The organism is Pimelobacter sp. 30-1 (genome assembly GCF_018831735.1).
GTDB lineage: Bacteria > Actinomycetota > Actinomycetes > Propionibacteriales > Nocardioidaceae > Nocardioides.
Genome location: NZ_NHTS01000001.1, coordinates 256908 through 273831 on the forward strand (window position 1 = coordinate 256908; position 16924 = coordinate 273831).

Genomic DNA, 16924 nt, shown 5'->3' on the forward strand with positions numbered 1-16924 from the left:
CCCGGAGGGCTGGAACAACGGAGGTTCCCGCCCCATGAGAATGAATATTGCCGGGGCCTTGCGCGCTTCCCGACGATGGGCCCATGACGCAGACCTCCACCGCCGGCGACCGCGTCGTCGTCCTCGGCAGCGCCCGGCTCTCCCTGACCGACCTCGTCGCGGTCGCCCGCCACGGCGCGCGCGTCGAGCTGGACGACGCCGTCGCCGACCGGCTGCGGGCGAGCCAGGAGTGGGTCGAGTCGGCGGGCCTGGAGCGCCCGATCTACTCGATCAACACCGGCTTCGGCTCGCTGGCCGGACGCCAGGCGTTCGCGGACCCGGCCGACGCCGCCGAGCTCTCCCGCCGCCTGGTGCTGAGCAACGCCTCCGGCATCGGCCGGTACGTCGACACCGAGCTCGTCCGCGCGACCATGCTCATCCGCGCGGTCAGCCTGCTCTCCGGGCACTCCGGCGTCCGCCCCGAGGTGGCGCGGCTCGTCGTCGACATGCTCAACGCGGGCGTGCACCCGGCGATCCCGGAGTACGGCTCGCTCGGCGCCTCCGGCGACCTGATCCCGCTCGCCCACCTCGCCCTCGTCATGACGCGCGGCGTCGAGGGGCGCGAGAGCGCCGAGGAGGACGTGCGGAACTCCGGTGAGGTGCTCGCCGACGGGCGCGTCGTACCAGGGGCGGAGGCGATGGCCGCCGCCGGCCTGGACCGGATCGCGCTCGCCGCCAAGGAGGGCCTCGCGCTGCTCAACGGGACGTCGTTCTCGTGCGCCCAGGTGGCGCTCGCCCTGCACGACGCGCAGACCCTGCTCGACACCAACATCATCACCGCAGCGATGTCGATCGAGGCGCTCAAGGGCTTCGGCGACGCGTTCATCGCCGAGCTGCACGAGGCCCGCGGCCAGGCCGGCCAGATCGAGGTCGCCGCCCGGATCCGCGGCCTGCTGGAGGGCGCCACGCTGACCGACGGCGACCGCGACCACGACCCGGTCCGCCAGCCCCCGCAGGACGCCTACTCGCTGCGCTGCGTCCCCCAGGTGCTCGGCCCGATCATCGACACGCTGCGCTTCGTCTCGGGCCTCGTCGAGAACGAGATGAACGCCGCCACCGACAACCCGCTGATCTTCCCCGCGCTGCCGCGCCCCCTCAAGGCGGTCTCCGGCGGCAACTTCCACGCGGAGTACATGGCGTTCGCCGCGGACTTCCTCAGCATCGCCGTCACCGAGATCGGCAACATCACCGAGCGGCGGCTGTTCCGGATGGACGACGGCACGCTCAACCGCGGCCTGCCGGACATGCTCGTCAACAGCGAGCAGGTCGGCATGGACTGCGGCTACATGCTCCCGCAGTACCTCGCCGCGGCGCTGGTCTCCGACTGCAAGACGCTCGCGCACCCCGACTCCGTCGACTCGATCCCCACCTGTGCCAACCAGGAGGACCACGTCTCGATGGCCAACAACGCCGGTCGGCACGCCCGCCAGGTCGTCGCCAACATCGAGGCCGTCGTCGCGATCGAGCTGCTCATGGCGGCCCAGGCGCTCGACCTGCGGATCCTCCAGGACGAGGTCACCGAGGACGGCCTGGCGCCGTCCAGCCGCGCGGTGCGCGCGCTCGTGCGGTCGTCGTCCGACGAGCAGGGCCAGCCGGTCACCCACCTCACCCAGGACCGCGTGCTCTACCCGTGGCTGCGCCGCGCGGTCGAGCTCGTCCGCTCCGGCACCGTCGTCGCGACCGTCGGGGGACTCTCGTGACCGGCGATGTCCGGGTGCGCGTCACCGCGGCCCGCCAGGTCGCCGAGCGCGTCCGCGAGCTCGTCCTCGCCCCGGTCAACGGCACGCCGCTGCCGGGCTGGACGCCGGGCGCCCACGTCGACCTCGTCCTGGCGCCCGACCTGGTCCGCTCCTACTCGCTGTGCTCGGCCCCCGGCGACGCCACCTGGCGGATCGCCGTGCTGGAGGAGGCGGCCGGCCGCGGCGGCTCGCGCCACGTGCACCACGCCCTCGCCGTCGGGGACGAGCTGGTGACCTCGGCGCCGCGCAACAACTTCGAGCTCGTCGTCGGCACCCGCCCGATCGTGCTCGTCTCCGGCGGCATCGGCGTCACCCCGATCCTCCCGATGGCCGCGGCAGCCGCGGCAGCGGGCGCCGACTGGCGGCTGCTGCACCTCGCGCGCAGCGAGGCCGCGGCGGCGTACGTCGACGAGCTGTCGTCGTACGGCGACCGCGTGGTCCGCCACGTCGACACCAACGGCGGCCCGATCGACCTCGCCGCCACCCTCGACGGCCTCGGCGCCGCGGCCGCGGACATCTACGCCTGCGGCCCGACGCCCCTGCTCACCGCCCTGGAGGAGTACGCCGAGGCGCGGCCCGGCGCCCGCCTGGTCCTGGAGCGGTTCACCGGCGCGGGCGACGCCGTACGGGAGGGGGACCACGCGTTCGTCGTCGAGATCGCCGACGGCACCGAGATCCCCGTGGCCGCCGACCAGACCATGCTGGAGGCGCTCACCGACGCCGGCATCCGGGTGCTCAGCTCGTGCCAGGAAGGCGTGTGCGGCACCTGTGAGACCGTCGTCCTGGAGGGCGAGCCGGACCACCGCGACCACGTCCTCAGTGACGACGAACGGGCGAGTGGTGAGATGGTCATGCCGTGCGTGTCGCGCTGCCGCGGGACACGGATCGTTCTGGATCTCTGAGAGAGGGAGCAACCACAGATGAGTCAGCAGGTGAAGGCCGTCATCGCTCGCGCGAAGGGCGCGCCGGTCGAGGTCGTGACGATCAACGTTCCGGACCCGGGTCCGGGTGAGGCGGTGGTCAAGGTCTTGTCCTGCGGGGTGTGCCACACCGACCTGCACTACCGCGAGGGTGGGATCAACGACGAGTTCCCGTTCCTGCTCGGGCACGAGGCCTCGGGTGTGGTCGAGGCCGTCGGCCCCGACGTCACCGGCGTGGCCGTCGGTGACTTCGTGGTGCTGAACTGGCGTGCGGTGTGCGGTCAGTGCCGGGCGTGCAAGCGGGGTGAGGCGCAGTACTGCTTCGCGACCCACAACGCCAAGCAGAAGATGACGCTCGCCGATGGACCCGATGCCGGCACCGAGCTGTCCCCGGCCCTGGGGATCGGTGCGTTCGCCGAGAAGACCCTGGTCGCGGCCGGTCAGTGCACCAAGGTCGACGCCTCCGCCCGCCCCGCCGCCGTCGGCCTCCTGGGTTGTGGCGTCATGGCTGGTATCGGTGCCGCGATCAACACCGGTGCGATCACCCGCGGCAAGTCCATCGCGGTGATCGGGTGCGGTGGTGTCGGGGTGGCCGCGATCGCCGGTGCCGCGCTCGCGGGTGCCTCGCCGATCATCGCGGTCGACATCGACGCCAAGAAGCTGGAGAAGGCCAAGGAGATGGGGGCGACCCACACGGTCGACTCCAGCAAGGTCGACCCGGTCGAGGAGATCAAGCGGATCTGCGCGGAGACCTACGAGGGTGCCGACGGTGCCGACGTGGTGGTCGAGGCGGTCGGTCGTCCCGAGACGTGGAAGCAGGCGTTCTACGCCCGTGACCTGGCCGGCACCGTGGTCCTGGTCGGCGTACCGACCCCCGACATGAAGATCCCGGAGATCCCGCTGATCGACGTGTTCGGTCGTGGTGGCGCGCTCAAGTCCTCTTGGTACGGCGACTGCCTGCCGAGCCGGGACTTCCCGATGCTGGTCGACCTGTACCAGCAGGGCCGGCTCGACCTGGACGCGTTCGTGACCGAGGAGATCGGGATCGACGACATCGAGGCCGCGTTCGCCAAGATGCACCACGGTGACGTCCTGCGCTCGGTCGTGATCATCTGATGGCTGCCCGAGTGGACCACGCTGTCACCAGCGGCACGTTCAGCCTGGACGGCGAGACCTTCGAGGTCGACAACAACGTGTGGGTGATCGGGGACGACGCCGAGTGCGTGGTCATCGACGCCCCCCACGACGTCGAGGACATCTTGAAGGTGGTCGGCGGCCGCAAGGTCAAGGCGATCATCTGCACCCACGCCCACGACGACCACGTCCGGGTGGCTCCGGCGTTGCGGGAGGCCACGGTCGCGCCGATCCTGCTGCACCCCGACGACAAGCCGTTGTGGGAGCTGACCCACACCGACCACCTGTGGGACGTCGACCTGTCCGACGGTCAGACGCTGGAGGTGGCCGGGACGACGTTGCAGGTGATCCACACGCCCGGCCACGCTCCGGGCGCGGTGTGCCTCTACGCCCCCGACCTCGGCTGCGTGTTCACCGGCGACACCCTGTTCCACGGTGGCCCCGGCGCGACCGGTCGCTCCTACAGCGACCGGCCCACGCTGGAGTCGTCGATCCGGGTGAAGCTGTTCTCGCTGCCCGGCGAGACGGTCGTCCACACCGGGCACGGCGACGACACCACCATCGCCGCGGAGCAGGTCCTGCTCGACGCTACGGAGTGACCCGCAGCATCGCCCGCAGCTCACCGAGCACGTCGTTGTCGAGCCCCAGCCCGTCCCGCAGGTACGACGTCCGGTCGCCGAAGTGCCGGTCGACCGCCGTCCAGGCGGCGTCGAGGTACTCGGTGGCGACGACGAGCGTCGGCTCGTAGACGGCGACCGAGTCCGGGCCCAGGTGGGTGGCGATCTCCGCCTCCACCCGGGCCCGGCTCGCGGCGCTGCGGGCATTGGTGAGCAGGTAGTCGGACTCGATCGTCGGGTCGTCGACGCCGGCGATGTGGAGCAGCAGGGCCGAGACCCAGCCGGTGCGGTCCTTGCCGGCCGAGCAGTGGAAGAGCTGGGGGCCGCCGACGGCGAGCTGGCGCAGGACGCCGCCGAACGCCGTACGGGAGCGGTCCTCGGTGACGAAGGTGCGGTAGACGTCGTCCATCAGCGCGACCGCGTCCTCGCGGCGCTGGAGGCCCGACATGCGCTCCATCGGGATGCCGATGGCGTCGAAGTGCAGGGCCTCGGCGCCGGGGACGTCCGGGTCGGGGTGGAGGTCGACCTCGGTGGGCGAGCGGAGGTCGATCACGGCGCGCAGCCCGATCGCGCCGAGCCGGCCGTGGTCGTCGTCGGTCAGGCGCAGGTCGTTGGAGCGGTAGAACACGCCGGTGCGCAGCCGGCTCCCGTCGGTGGTGGCGTAGCCGGAGCCCGCGACGTCGCGGAAGTTGTCGGCCGATGCCAGGCGCAGGTACTCCTCGTCCGTGTTCACGAGCAAACCCTAGGACCTGGCCCGGTGCCCCCCACGCGGCGGCCGGGGGAAGAACCGCGCCGTGCGCCGCGCGTACGCCGGGTAGCCGGGCCGTTCCATCATCGTCCGCTCCAGCAGCCGGGCCCCGGTCGCCTCGCTGAGGAAGTAGGTCATGGCCACCGGGGCGAGGAGCGTCGCCAGTCCCACGACCCATCCCGAGGCGAGCCCGCCGGCCAGCCACAGGCCCCACCACACGCAGGCGTCCCCGAAGTAGTTCGGGTGCCGGGTCCACGCCCACAGCCCGGTGTCGAGCACCTGGGGGCGCTGGTCGCGCGGCTGCGCACGGTACGCCGCGAGCTGGGCGTCGCCGACCGCCTCGAAGACCAGGCCGACCGCCCACACGACGCCACCGGCGACCACGACCGGCCACCAGCGGACGTCGAGGACGACGCCGACGGCGACCGGGGCCGCGACCACGGCGAGGGCGAGGCCCTGGACGGCGAACACCTTGCGGACGGCGACCGCGAGGCCGACGTCGGGGAGGCGGCCGCCGAGGACCTTCTCGTAACGGGGATCCTCGTCGGTGTGGCCCGTGCTCCGGCGACGGACGTGCTCCGCCAGCCGCAGCCCCCACACGGTCACGAGAACGACGAGGATCCCCGAGCGGAGGGCGTCGCCGGACCCGGAGGCCACGGCGACGACGGCACAGGCGAGGGCGATGAGCACGAAGCCCAGTCCCCAGGCGATGTCGACGACCACGACGCGGCCCTGGCGGCGGGCGACCAGGGCGGTCGCGGTCATGAGCAGGGCGGCGGTCGCGACCGCGGTCGCGAGCGAGGTGAGGACGGCGGCGCTGGTCGACATCAGCGCACCGGCGGGAGGGAGTGGGGTGCGCCGGGGCGGACCATGAGGATCTGGTCGACGCCCATCCGCCCGTCGCGGAAGGCCATCGAGCCGCCGACGAGGTAGAGCCGCCAGACGCGGACCAGCTCGTCGCCGACGAGCGCGGTGATGGCGTCGATATTGTCCTCGAAGCGGCGCAGCCAGCCGGCGACGGTGAGCACGTAGTGCTCGCGCAGGGCGTGCACGTCGCGGACCTCCAGGCCGCCGCGCTCCAGCAGCGCGGCGGTCTCGCCGACCGGCCGCATGTACATGTCCGGGGCGATGAACGACTCGATGAACGGCCCGCCGCCGGGCCAGCGCCCGGTCCGCGACATCTGCTGGACGAGCACCCGGCCGCCGGGGCGGACGGCGTCGTGCAGCACCCGCGCGTACGACGGGTAGTTGCGCTCGCCGACGTGCTCGCCCATCTCGAGCGAGGCGACCGCGTCGTACTCCGCGCCCCGGAGGGGCACGGCGTCGCGGTAGTCGCAGAGCCGGATGTCGACCCGGTCCGCCACGCCGCGGCGCTCGGCCGCGGCGACCGCGAACCGCTGCTGCTCCGCGGAGATCGTCACGCCCTCGACCTGCACGCCGTAGTGCTCGGCCGCGTGCAGCGACAGCGAGCCCCAGCCGCAGCCGACGTCGAGCAGCCGCATCCCCGGCTCCAGGCCGAGCTTGCGGCAGACCAGGTCGAGCTTGGCCTCCTGGGCGTCGGCGAGCGGCTGGTCGGGCGACGCGTGGTAGCCGCACGAGTACGCCATCGTCCGCTCGTCGAGGATCAGCGAGTAGAAGTCCGCGGTCGTGTCGTAGTGGTGGCTGATCGCGCGCCGGTCGCGGTCCTTGCTGTGCAGCCGGCCGCGCACGCGGGCCTGGGTGGCCGGGGGCGCGGGCGCACGGCCGATCAGGTCGAGGCCGATCGCGGCGCGCAGGGCGCCGGCCATCGCCCGGACGGACGGACGGCGTCCCGACAGCCCGCGCGAACGGGCCACCGCGAACGCGTGGGTGAGCGCCGCGTCGAGGTCGCCCGGCACGTCGAGCTCGCCGGTGACGTAGGCCTGGGCGGCGCCGAGCTCGCCGGGGTGGCGGATCAGCCGGCGGAGCGCGTCGGGGGAGCGCAGCTCGACGACGGGGGCGTCGTCGGGACCGGCGGTGGTGCCGTCCCAGGCGACGAGGCGGACGGGCAGCTCTCCGCCGACGAACGGGCGGAGCGCGTCGGCGAGCACGGCGGCGGTCATCGGGACTCCTCGTCCGGTCGGGTGAAGGTGAGCTGGTGGTCGTCGATGTAGCCGGCCGCGAAGCCCGCACGGCAGTACTCCAGGTAGAAGTGCCACATCCGCTCGAAGGTCGTGTCGAAGCCGAGCGCGCGGACCCGGTCCCGGGAGGCCACGAAGGCCGTGTCCCAGCGCCGCAGGGTCGTCGCGTAGTGCGGGCCGATCGCCAGGTCGTCGGTGATCCGCAGCGTGGTGTGCGCCCGGGTCACCTCGTCGATCGCGCGCACCGACGGCAGCGCGCCGCCGGGGAAGACGTACTTGGTGATGAAGGTGTGCGTGGAGCGGGTCGCGAGCATCCGGTCGTGCGGCATCGTGATCGCCTGGATCGCGACGCGCCCCCCGGGCGCCAGGACGTGGTCGAGCGTGCGGAAGTACGCCGGCCAGAACTCCTGGCCCACCGCCTCGATCATCTCCACCGAGACCACCGCGTCGTACGCCGCGCCGGGCTCGTCGAGCAGCGCGCGGTAGTCGCACAGGTCGACGCGCACCCGGTCGGCCTGCCCGGCGGCGGCGATCCGCTCCCGGGCGAGCTCCTGCTGCTCGACCGACAGCGTGATCGAGCGGACGTCGGCGCCGCGGGCCGCGGCCCGGATCGCGAGCTCGCCCCAGCCGGTGCCGATCTCCAGGAGCCGGGTGCCGGCACCCACGCCGGCCTGGTCGAGCAGCCGGTCGATCTTGCGGTGCTGGGCCGCGACCAGGTCCTCCGTGGCGGCCACGGCGGGGTCCGGGTCGGTGAAGAGCGCGCTGGAGTAGGACAGCGTGGGGTCGAGGAAGGCCGCGAACAGGTCGTTCGACAGGTCGTAGTGGTGGGCGACGTTGGCCTGGGTGTTGTCCCGGGTGCCGCGCTGGCTCTGCGGCAGGCGGGTGACGACGACCCCGCGCAGCCGCTGGAGCGGCCGCGGCACGAGCGTGGTCAGCTCGGCGGCGAGGACCGTGAGGAATGCGCCGAGCACGCCGTCGCCGGGGACGCCGTCCTCGGCCCAGGCGCCGGTCAGGTAGGCCTCGCCGAAGCCGATCAGCTGGTCGCGTCCGATCCGGGCGAACATCTCGTCCGGGCGGTGCACGACGATCGCCGGGCCGCCGCGGCCGAGCTCCTCGGTACGGCCGTCGGCGTGCTCCAGGCGGACCGTGACGTCGAGCCGCCCGATCGCGGCCCGGAAGAGCCGTTCGGCGACCCGCGCCGCGAAGCCGCCGGTGCGGATCGGGGCGAGCGCGGTCTGCGGCGTCTGCGCGGTCTGCACCGTCGCGCGGCGCGGCTGGACGGGTACCCGCCGGGCCCACAGCGCGATGCCGTGGGCGCGGATGAGGGCCGCTCCGCGCAGTCCCGCGAGCGGCAGCCGCGGCGGCGCGGCCGGCGTCCCGTCGAGGGCGGCGTCGAACCGGGCGCCGTCCTCGGTGACGAGCCGGACCGCGATCCGCAGCCGGTGGTCCTCGGGGTCGGGCGGAGGGGCGAGCACCTCGTAGTGACCGTCGGTGCCGTGGAAGGGCGAGACGTACATCGCCTTGTCGACCACGACCCGCCCGTCGGCGGTGGCGGGACCGTCGAGCAGGTAGGCGTGCCGGTCGCCGTAGGTGTTGTGCACCTCGACGACGGTCGCCGCGGGATCGCCGTCCGGGCATCCGGGCGGCCAGCACCAGTGCACCGAGATCGGGTTGAAGCAGTGTCCGAGCGCCCGCGGCTGCGCGGCCATCAGCGCCCGGCCGCCCCGCAGGCCGGCGTCCAGGCCGTGCTCGGCGAGGAAGCGGTCGAGGCCCTCGCGCACGCTCGCGGTGTCGCCGGCGAAGTGGTCGCGTCCCTCGAAGCGGCCGGGGACGCCGTCCACGGTGCCGTCGGGAGCGACCCGGTCGAGGTCGACCACGCTCAGGTGCGAGCGCAGCGTGAACGCATTGCGGACCGGCTCGCGCCGCCGGTGCACCAGGGTCGTCGCGTACGACGTCGCCGCCGGTGCACCGGCGTCCTCCCACGCGAGCCCGAGACGCTCCGCGGCGTGCAGGCCCGAGCGCGCGCCGTCCTCGTGGAAGCCCCAGCCGTGGTACGCGCCGGCGAACACGAGGCGGTCGGTGTCGATCTCGGGCAGCCGGGCCTGGGCGGCGACGGAGGCCGGCGTGTAGCGCGGGTGCGCGTAGTCGCGCCGGACCAGCACGGTCGCCGGGTCGACCACGTCCTCGCCGCCGAGGGTGACCAGGTACGGGGTGTCGGTGGGCAGCCGCTGCAGGCGGGTCAGGTCGTAGGTGACCTGGACCTGCTCCTGAGTGATCCGCGGGCGCCGGAAGTTCCACGACGCCCAGGCGTCCCGGGCGCGCGGCATCAGCCGGGCGTCGGTGTGGAGCAGCGCGGTGTTGGTCGAGTAGGGGATCGCGTCGAGCACCTCCTTCTGCAGGAGGGTCGGCGCGGAGAGCATCCCGAGCGCCTGGTCGGGATGGGTGGCGACCACGACGGCGTCGTACGTCTCGCGGCCGGCGGCCGTGCTGACCTCGACGCCGTCGCCGGTCTCCTCGATCGAGAGCACGGGGGTCCCGGTGCGGATCGTCCCGCCGGAGGCCCGGATCGCGTCGGCGACCCGGGCGACGTACGCCCCGGAGCCGCCGGTCACCGTGCGCCACGTCGGCGAGCCGAAGACGGCGAGCATGCCGTGGTGCTGGAGGAACGCGAACAGGTACGCCGCGGGGTAGTCCAGCGCCGTGTCCGGGTCGCACGACCACACCGCCGCCACGAGCGGCTCGGCGAAGTGCCGCCGGAAGTACGGCGAGAACCCGCCGTGGTCGAGGAAGGCGGCGAGCGTCGTCAGGTCCCCGGGGCCGTTCGCCAGCAGCCGGCGTGCGGCGCGGTGGAAGCGCGGCACCTCGGCGAGCATCCGCAGGTACGCCGGGTTGCGGTGGTTGCCGGCGCCCGACGGGAACAGCCCGCGCCGGCCGAGCGCGCCGGCCCACTCCAGGCCGGTGCGCTCGTCGCTGATCGACATCGACATCTCGGAGTCCTGCGTCGGCACGCCGAGCTCGTCGAACAGCCGGCCGAGCACCGGGTAGGTGCGCCGGTTGTGCACGATGAAGCCGCTGTCGATCCGCAGTGCGCGGCCGGCGGCGTCGGTGACGTCATGGGTGTCGGCGTGCCCGCCGAGCCGGTCGTCGGCCTCGAGCACGGTGACGTGGACGTCATTGCCGGGACGGGAGGCGACGTAGGCGGCGGTGAGTCCGGCGACGCCGGAGCCCACCACGGCGAGGCGCCGCGGGGTCGGGGTGGACATCACGACTCCAGGGGGAAGACCGCGATCGGCTGCGTGGTCGGCTGCTCCGAGCCGCCGTCGGGCTCGACGGTGATCCCGACCCCGGTGGCCTCCGCGGCGTCGCCGTCGAGGATGTACGTCGTGTCCGGCTCGTCCGGCATCAGCCCGGCCCGGACCATCTTGCCGGCGGGCGTCTGGAGCCACAGCTCGTAGACCTTGCCGTCCGGGGCGGGCGCCATGTCCTTGGTCCGGATGAGCGCCTTGCCCTGGCTGCGGGAGAGCACGATCGTGGCCTGCGAGCCGTCGGGGAAGCTCTTCTCGACGTGGGTCGCGTCGGCGGCGGCGAGGATCCGGTCGGCCGCGGTCGGCGGCTGCGTGCCCGGGTCGTCGGACCAGGGCCGCAGCACCGCCAGGCCCACCCCGAGGAGCAGGACGATGGCCGCGGCGGCCGTGAGCAGCGTCGGCAGCCGGCGGAACAGCGGCGTGACCGTGGCCGGCTCGCGGGTCAGCGGCGGCAGCGGACGGATCCGGTCGATGCCCGCGAGGACGTCGTCGCGCAGCGCCGGCGGCGGGGCGACCTCGTCGCCCAGGCCGAGCAGCGCAGCGGCCTCGCGGAGGCTGTCCACCTCGGCGCGGCAGTCCGGGCAGTGGCTCAGGTGCGCCTCGAACCGGGCCCGCTCGTCCGCGTCGAGCGCGTCGACGGCGTAGGCGCCGGACAGGGTGTGGTCGTGATCGGTTGTCATCGGCCTACTCCGATCGTGTCGCGCAGCCGGATCAGGCCGTCGCGGATCCTCGTCTTCGCTGTCCCGACCGGGAGGTCGAGAAGGGCGGCCACCTCGGTGTGGGTGTAGCCGCCGAAGTACGCCAGCTCGATCGCCTCGCGCTGGACGTCGGTGAGCTGGGTCAGGGCCGCCCGCACCCGGTGCGCCTCGAGCGAGGCGTGCGCGGTGTCGGCGGTGACGTCGTGCTCGACGCTCTGGTTCGTCTGGTGGTACGTCAGGTCGCGCCGGGTCGCGGCCTCGGCACTGCGGACCCGGTCCACGGCCTTGCGGTGGGTGATCGTCATCATCCAGGCGAGGGCCGAGCCGCGCGCGGCGTCGTACCGGCTCGCCTGGCGCCAGATCTCGAGGAACACCTCCTGGGTGACCTCCTCGGCCTGCGCCGGGTCGCGCACCACGCGGACGGCGAGGCCGTGCACGCGGGGGGCGGTGGCGTCGTACAGCTCGGCGAAGGCCGTCTTGTCCCCGCGCGCCGCTCGTTTGAGCAGGGCGCCGAGGTCGGCGCTGCGACCGCCGGCCGGCGCCCCCGCGTGGGGGGCGCCGGCCGGGTCGCCGGGGACCGGGTCCATGCCGTGATCCTTCCGGTTCTCAGGTCTGCTGGCGAGGGGTCACTTGATCCCGGTCAGCACCTTGTCGATGACGTAGACGGTCGCGTTGGCGGTCGGGATGTTGCCGCAGAGGACCTTCGCGGTCACCGTGCCGTCCGAGACGGTCATGCCGCTCTCGGCGTCACCGGAGACGGTCAGCTCGTCGCCGAGCAGGGTCTTCTGCTTGCCGACGACGGCCATCGGGTCGTCGTTCGCGCCGAGCACGTGGTGCGCGAGGACCTTGTAGAGCGCGCTCTCCTGGCCCTTGGCCTTGCCCTCGGCGACCATGCCGTTGAGGTCCTTGGCCGGGATGGCGGCGAACGCGTCGTTGTACGGCGCGAACACGGTCAGCGCGGGCGCTCCGTTGAGCGTGTCGGCGAGGCCGTCGATGCTCGTCACCGCGGTGACCAGGGTGCTGAGCAGCGGGTTGTTGCTGGCAGCGGTCGCGACCGGGTCCTTGACCATGCCGTCGAACGAGCCGGCGCCGGAGGTCGGGATCTTCGCGCAGCCGGGGCCGAACGTCTGCGAGCCGGCGTCGGCCTGCTCGGTCGGGCTGTCGGAGGTCATCGGGGTGGAGCTGTTGTCGTCGGTGCTCTTGGTGTCGCCGCCGTCGTCACCGCACGCAGCCAGCGAGACGGAGAGAGCGAGTGCGGCGGCGGTGACGCCGGCGGTGCGGGTGAGGCGGTGGAGCTTCATGGTGGGACCTTCCGTAGGAGCGTGGTGTGCAGGTGATTCGGTGCCGCGGGGCGACCGGATGGGTGTTTTTCTCGGTGGTTTTCAGCCGACCTGGACGATGAGCTCGTGGAGCCCGCTCGCACCGTCGGGGAAGGGCTCGGCGCGGACCGCGGTCTGCGGCTCGCCGTCGCCGGAGCGGGCGCGGGCGGCGATCCGGTGCGAGCCGGAGTCCGCCTTCCAGCGGTAGAACCACTGGCGCCAGTAGTCGTCCCCGCCGCTCGGCCCGAGCTGGGCGTCGACCCAGCCCCCGCCGTCGATCCGGACCTGGACGCCGGCCACGCCGCCGCGCTCCTGGGCCCACGCGACGCCGCCGATGACGACGTCGCCGGGGTCCAGCGCGGCGAGGGCGCGCGGGGTGTCGATCCGGGCGGAGATCTTGATGGGGGCGTCGGTCGCCCAGCCGCGCTCGGTCCAGTAGGCGTCGCGCTCGGCGTACGTCGTCAGGGTCAGCCGGGTGATCCACTTGGTGGCGCTGATGAAGCCGTAGAGGCCGGGGATCACCATCCGCACGGGGAACCCGTGCTCGCGGGGCAGCGCCTTGCCGTTCATGCCGACCGCCAAGATCGCGTCCCGGCCGTCGAGGGCGAGGTCGAGCGGGGTGCTGATCGTCATCCCGTCGACGTCGGTGGACAGGATCTGGTCGGCCTTCGTGCTGCCGATGCCGGCCCGGTCGAGCACGTCGCGCAGTGGTACGCCGAGCCAGCGCGCCGCGCCGACGTACGGGCCGCCGACGCTGTTGGAGACGCAGGTCAGCGTGATGTCGCGCTCGATCATCGGCATCGCCAGCAGCTCGTCGAAGCGCATCGTCACCTTCCGGTCGACATCACCGTCGATGGTGAGCGTCCAGTCGTCGGTGCCCACGACGGGCACGTCCAGCCGGGTGTCGACGCGGTAGAAGTCGCCGGTCGGCGTACGGAACGGGGTGATGCCGGGGACCTGGTCGTCCAGCCCGCGCGGCAGCGGCGGCGCCGGATCAGCCGGCCGGGGGAGCGTCACGTCCTCGGGCCGCAGCCGCAGCGAGGACACGAACCGCCCCGCCACACCCCCGGCCAGCGCGAGCACGCCCAGCACCCCGGCGGTCAGCAGCAGCGCCCGCCGTCCCTCCGCACCCCGTCCCGCCCGCCGCCCCTCCCGCGCGGCCCGGTCGGCCCGGGCGAGCAGCGCGAGCGCCACCGGCCCGGTCACCGCCGCCACCAGGGAGGGCAGCAGGTCGATCGCCCCCGCCTCCGGCCGCGACAGCACCGCCACGACCGCCACGCCGACCAGCGCGACCAGCACCCCCGCCCCGACCGCGAGCCGGCGCCGGGCCAGCACCCCCGCAATGGCCGCCAGCACCAGCACCCCCACCAGCACCGACCCGACCAGCACCACCTTGTCGGCGGTCCCGAACTGCCGGATCGCCCACTCCTTGAGCGGCGTCGGCGTCAGGTCGATCACCGCCGAGCCGACCGCCAGGACCGGCGACGACGCGGGGTGGGTGAGTGCAGCGACGAGGTGAGCCAGGCCGATGCCGACGAGGGTCGCCAGGACGCCGTACCCGGGCCACTGGGGGTGCTTCGGGAGCCTCGGGCGGCGGGGACGGGGGAGGGGCATGGCAGGGGTTCGGTGCGGACCGTGCGTTCGGATGGTCCTGCCGCCGAAGTCGCACGTTCCGGCGGGCGAAGTAGCAGGGTTGGCCCCCTGAGGTTGCAGGTTTCCTGGTGCGAGGTTGCAGGGTGGCGGGTGAGCGTGGTTGCGGTGGCGGCCGCGCTTAGCCGGCCGTCCCCCGCTGTCAAGGACCCTCGCTTCGCTCGGTCCGCTTCGCGGCGGGCTTCGCCCGTCCTTGACTGCGGGGCCCTGACGGCCGGCTTGGGGCGCGACAACGGCACGGGCTCCGCCCGCGCCGCCGCTGTGCGGCCGCCACCTCCGCCTCGCCGCCTCGCCGCCGCAGCGCGGCGGGCTTGGGCGGGCCGGGCTACTCGACCGGGGAGGCGATGTGGACGAGGGCGTCGCCCGCGTTGACGATCGGTGCCCGGGTCAGGCCGATGATGATGCCGGAGCGGTCGGCGTGCACGAGCCGGACCCGGCGGCCGAAGGTGTCGGAGAGGCCGCCGAGGCGCTGGCCCTCCTCGACGCGTTCGCCGAGGTGGACCTCGAGGTGCAGGATGCCGGTGCCGCGGGCGCGGACCCAGGCGCTCGAGCGGGACTCGACGGGGGCGGTACGGCCGTCCTCCTCGCCGGGGGAGAGGTCGATCATGTCGAGGGCCGCCAGCACCCGGCGTACGCCGGCCACGCCGACCGCGATCGGCTCCTCCTCGAAGCGCAGGGCCTCGCCGGCCTCGTACAGCAGGACGGTGGCGCCGCGGTCGCGAGCGGCCTGGCGCAGGGAGCCGTCGCGGAGGCGGGCGTGGAGCATGACGGGGGCGCCGAAGGCCTCGGCGAGCTGGCGGGTGCGGGGGTCGTCGAGGTCGGCGCGGATCTGGGGGAGGTTGCTGCGGCGGTCGGCGGCGGTGTGGAGGTCGATGCCGACGTCGCTCTTGGCGACGACCTCGGTCATGAACAGGTGGGCGATGCGGCTGGCCAGGGAGCCGCGGGCCGAGCCGGGGAAGGAGCGGTTGAGGTCGCGGCGGTCGGGGAGGTTGCGCTCGCCGGTCATGAAGCCGAGCACGTTCACCACCGGTACGGCGACCAGCGTGCCGCGGAAGGTGCGCGCCGCGAGGGTGGCGAGCGCCTGGCGGATCACCTCGACACCGAGCACCTCGTCGCCGTGGATGGCGGCGTTGACCCAGACGGTCGGGCCGGGCTCGCGGCCGTGGACGACGCGGACGGGGAGGCTGACGTCGCCGCCGGTGACCAGGCGGGTGATGGGGAGCTCGACCTCCTTGGTCGAGCCGGCGCGGACGCGGACGTTGCCGATCGCGAACGACTCACGCAGTGCCATCACGGCCTCGGTTCTTGCGGCGTACCTTGCGGGGCGGGCGGCCGCCGAGGTACGAGCGGCGGGCGTCGACGAGGAAGCCCTGGCGCAGGGCCTCGCGGCCGACGAGCATCCGGAAGCCCATCGCGTCGCGGCGGGTGAGGGTCATCTCCGTGGTGATGGTGTGGCCGAGCAGCTCGATGTCGGTCAGGACGACGATCCGCTCCTGGGTGTGCCCGGTGGAGCTGCGCACCAGCCGGCGGTCGTGGACCGGGCACTCGACGAGGACGGCGTCCTCGGCCGAGCGCTGCCAGGGGTGGACGGAGAACCGCACCCAGTCGGCGCCGTCGCGGGTCAGCTCCTCGAGGTCGAAGGCGTGCAGGGCCGACGTACGGGCGCCGGTGTCGAGCTTGGCCTTGACCGGTCCCACGCCGAGCCCGGGCAGGCGCACCCACTCGCGCCACCCGGCCGTGACCGGGGAACTGATTAGATGGGGCCTGACCACACCGCAATCCAATCAGGTCGGGAATGAAGCTCGCGATCCTCTCCCGCGCTCCGCGGTCCTACAGCACCCAGCGCCTTCGCACGGCCGCCCTCGACCGGGGGCACCAGGTGAAGGTGCTCAACACGCTCCGGTTCTCCATCGACCTGTCCGGTGACGAGCCCGACCTGCAGTTCCGGGGCAAGCAGCTCTCGGACTACGACGCGGTGCTGCCGCGCATCGGCAACTCGATCACCTACTTCGGTACGGCGGTCGTGCGGCAGTTCGAGCAGATGGACGTCTACACGCCCAACACCGCCAACGGCATCGCGAACTCGCGCGACAAGCTGCGCGCGACGCAGATCCTGTCCCGGCACGGCATCGGCATGCCGGCGACGACGTTCGTGCGCGACCGCGCCGACGTGATCCCGGCGATCGAGCGGGTGGGCGGGGCACCGGTGGTGATCAAGCTGCTCGAGGGCACCCAGGGCATCGGCGTCATCCTGGCGCCGAGCATCAAGGTCGCCGAGGCGATCATCGAGACCCTCCAGAGCACCAAGCAGCAGGTGCTCATCCAGCGCTTCGTCAAGGAGTCCAAGGGCCGCGACGTCCGGGCGCTCGTCGTGGGCGACCGCGTGGTCGCGGCGATGCGGCGGGTCGCCCAGGGCGACGAGTTCCGCTCCAACGTCCACCGCGGCGGCAGCGTCGAGCGGGTCGACCTCGACCCGGAGTACGAGCAGATCGCCGTCCGCGCCGCCCAGATCATGGGTCTCAAGGTCGCCGGTGTCGACATGCTCGAGGCCAACGACGGTCCGCTGGTGATGGAGGTCAACTCCTCCCCGGGCCTCGAGGGCATCGAGACGGCCACCAAGCTCGACGTGGCGGGCGCGATCATCGACTACATCGAC

The 16924-nt window shown here is 73.4% G+C and carries 14 protein-coding genes and 1 pseudogene; 5 read left to right on the forward strand and 10 right to left on the reverse strand.

Translation table 11 applies throughout. The features are described from left to right. Positions 1–83: 83 nt before the first annotated feature. From hutH to CCO04_RS01250, 4 genes are read left to right on the forward strand one after another with little or no spacing between them, the layout of a single operon-like run. Positions 84–1739: a histidine ammonia-lyase gene (gene hutH, locus CCO04_RS01235; protein WP_215812275.1), complete on the forward strand. Its 1656-nt coding sequence runs from the start codon at positions 84–86 to the stop codon at positions 1737–1739. After that, a complete protein-coding gene (locus CCO04_RS29585; RefSeq protein ID WP_215812276.1) occupies positions 1736–2680 on the forward strand; it encodes a PDR/VanB family oxidoreductase in 945 nt (314 codons plus the stop codon). Before hutH ends, CCO04_RS29585 begins: the two co-directional genes overlap by 4 nt. Before the next feature lie 18 nt (positions 2681–2698). Next, positions 2699–3814, forward strand: a complete 1116-nt coding sequence (locus CCO04_RS01245; protein WP_215812277.1) for an S-(hydroxymethyl)mycothiol dehydrogenase — start codon at positions 2699–2701, stop codon at positions 3812–3814. After that, a complete protein-coding gene (locus CCO04_RS01250) occupies positions 3814–4431 on the forward strand; it encodes an MBL fold metallo-hydrolase (RefSeq protein ID WP_215812278.1) in 618 nt (205 codons plus the stop codon). The genes CCO04_RS01245 and CCO04_RS01250 overlap by 1 nt, the downstream gene beginning before the upstream one ends. On the opposite strand, the gene CCO04_RS01255 is transcribed toward CCO04_RS01250, so the two are convergent. From CCO04_RS01255 to CCO04_RS01305, 10 genes are all read right to left on the reverse strand, one after another. Next, the gene (locus CCO04_RS01255; protein WP_215812279.1) at positions 4421–5182 is read right to left on the reverse strand and encodes a tyrosine-protein phosphatase; all 762 of its coding nucleotides are present in this window, start codon (positions 5180–5182) and stop codon (positions 4421–4423) included. The genes CCO04_RS01250 and CCO04_RS01255 overlap by 11 nt on opposite strands. A 9-nt stretch (positions 5183–5191) precedes the next feature. After that, positions 5192–6025 carry a DUF1295 domain-containing protein gene (locus CCO04_RS01260; RefSeq protein WP_215812280.1) on the reverse strand — a complete coding sequence of 278 codons (834 nt, stop codon included), beginning with the start codon at positions 6023–6025 and terminating at the stop codon, positions 5192–5194. Next, the gene (locus tag CCO04_RS01265; protein WP_215812281.1) at positions 6025–7278 is read right to left on the reverse strand and encodes a cyclopropane-fatty-acyl-phospholipid synthase family protein; all 1254 of its coding nucleotides are present in this window, start codon (positions 7276–7278) and stop codon (positions 6025–6027) included. The genes CCO04_RS01260 and CCO04_RS01265 overlap by 1 nt, the downstream gene beginning before the upstream one ends. After that, positions 7275–10559, reverse strand: a complete 3285-nt coding sequence (locus CCO04_RS28170) for an FAD-dependent oxidoreductase (RefSeq protein WP_252372589.1) — start codon at positions 10557–10559, stop codon at positions 7275–7277. The genes CCO04_RS01265 and CCO04_RS28170 overlap by 4 nt, the downstream gene beginning before the upstream one ends. Continuing rightward, positions 10559–11281 carry an anti-sigma factor domain-containing protein gene (locus tag CCO04_RS01280; RefSeq protein ID WP_215812282.1) on the reverse strand — a complete coding sequence of 241 codons (723 nt, stop codon included), beginning with the start codon at positions 11279–11281 and terminating at the stop codon, positions 10559–10561. Before CCO04_RS01280 ends, CCO04_RS28170 begins: the two co-directional genes overlap by 1 nt. Further along, entirely contained in the window at positions 11278–11886 is a 609-nt protein-coding gene (sigK, locus tag CCO04_RS01285; protein WP_215812283.1) for an ECF RNA polymerase sigma factor SigK, read from the reverse strand. The genes CCO04_RS01280 and sigK overlap by 4 nt, the downstream gene beginning before the upstream one ends. Before the next feature lie 39 nt (positions 11887–11925). Next, positions 11926–12600 carry a fasciclin domain-containing protein gene (locus CCO04_RS01290; RefSeq protein ID WP_215812284.1) on the reverse strand — a complete coding sequence of 225 codons (675 nt, stop codon included), beginning with the start codon at positions 12598–12600 and terminating at the stop codon, positions 11926–11928. A gap of 81 nt (positions 12601–12681) precedes the next feature. Continuing rightward, a complete protein-coding gene (locus CCO04_RS01295; protein ID WP_215812285.1) occupies positions 12682–14232 on the reverse strand; it encodes a molybdopterin-dependent oxidoreductase in 1551 nt (516 codons plus the stop codon). Positions 14233–14593: 361 nt separating this feature from the next. After that, a complete protein-coding gene (locus CCO04_RS01300) occupies positions 14594–15559 on the reverse strand; it encodes a succinylglutamate desuccinylase/aspartoacylase family protein (protein ID WP_215812286.1) in 966 nt (321 codons plus the stop codon). Continuing rightward, positions 15546–16040: a RimK/LysX family protein gene (locus CCO04_RS01305; RefSeq protein ID WP_308281097.1), complete on the reverse strand. Its 495-nt coding sequence runs from the start codon at positions 16038–16040 to the stop codon at positions 15546–15548. The genes CCO04_RS01300 and CCO04_RS01305 overlap by 14 nt, the downstream gene beginning before the upstream one ends. A gap of 23 nt (positions 16041–16063) precedes the next feature. Between CCO04_RS01305 and rimK the strand changes: the two are divergent. Next, positions 16064–16924, forward strand: a pseudogene (gene rimK / locus CCO04_RS01310) (30S ribosomal protein S6--L-glutamate ligase); the annotation flags it as partial.

Coding starts and splice junctions, on each gene's coding strand:
- hutH (WP_215812275.1), top strand. CDS start 84: ATGACGCAGACCTCCACCGCCGGCGACCGCGTCGTCGTCCTCGGCAGC.
- CCO04_RS01245 (WP_215812277.1), top strand. CDS start 2,699: ATGAGTCAGCAGGTGAAGGCCGTCATCGCTCGCGCGAAGGGCGCGCCG.
- CCO04_RS01250 (WP_215812278.1), top strand. CDS start 3,814: ATGGCTGCCCGAGTGGACCACGCTGTCACCAGCGGCACGTTCAGCCTG.
- CCO04_RS01260 (WP_215812280.1), bottom strand. CDS start 6,025: ATGTCGACCAGCGCCGCCGTCCTCACCTCGCTCGCGACCGCGGTCGCG.
- CCO04_RS01265 (WP_215812281.1), bottom strand. CDS start 7,278: ATGACCGCCGCCGTGCTCGCCGACGCGCTCCGCCCGTTCGTCGGCGGA.
- CCO04_RS28170 (WP_252372589.1), bottom strand. CDS start 10,559: ATGTCCACCCCGACCCCGCGGCGCCTCGCCGTGGTGGGCTCCGGCGTC.
- CCO04_RS01280 (WP_215812282.1), bottom strand. CDS start 11,281: ATGACAACCGATCACGACCACACCCTGTCCGGCGCCTACGCCGTCGAC.
- sigK (WP_215812283.1), bottom strand. CDS start 11,886: ATGGACCCGGTCCCCGGCGACCCGGCCGGCGCCCCCCACGCGGGGGCG.
- CCO04_RS01290 (WP_215812284.1), bottom strand. CDS start 12,600: ATGAAGCTCCACCGCCTCACCCGCACCGCCGGCGTCACCGCCGCCGCA.
- CCO04_RS01295 (WP_215812285.1), bottom strand. CDS start 14,232: ATGCCCCTCCCCCGTCCCCGCCGCCCGAGGCTCCCGAAGCACCCCCAG.
- CCO04_RS01300 (WP_215812286.1), bottom strand. CDS start 15,559: ATGGCACTGCGTGAGTCGTTCGCGATCGGCAACGTCCGCGTCCGCGCC.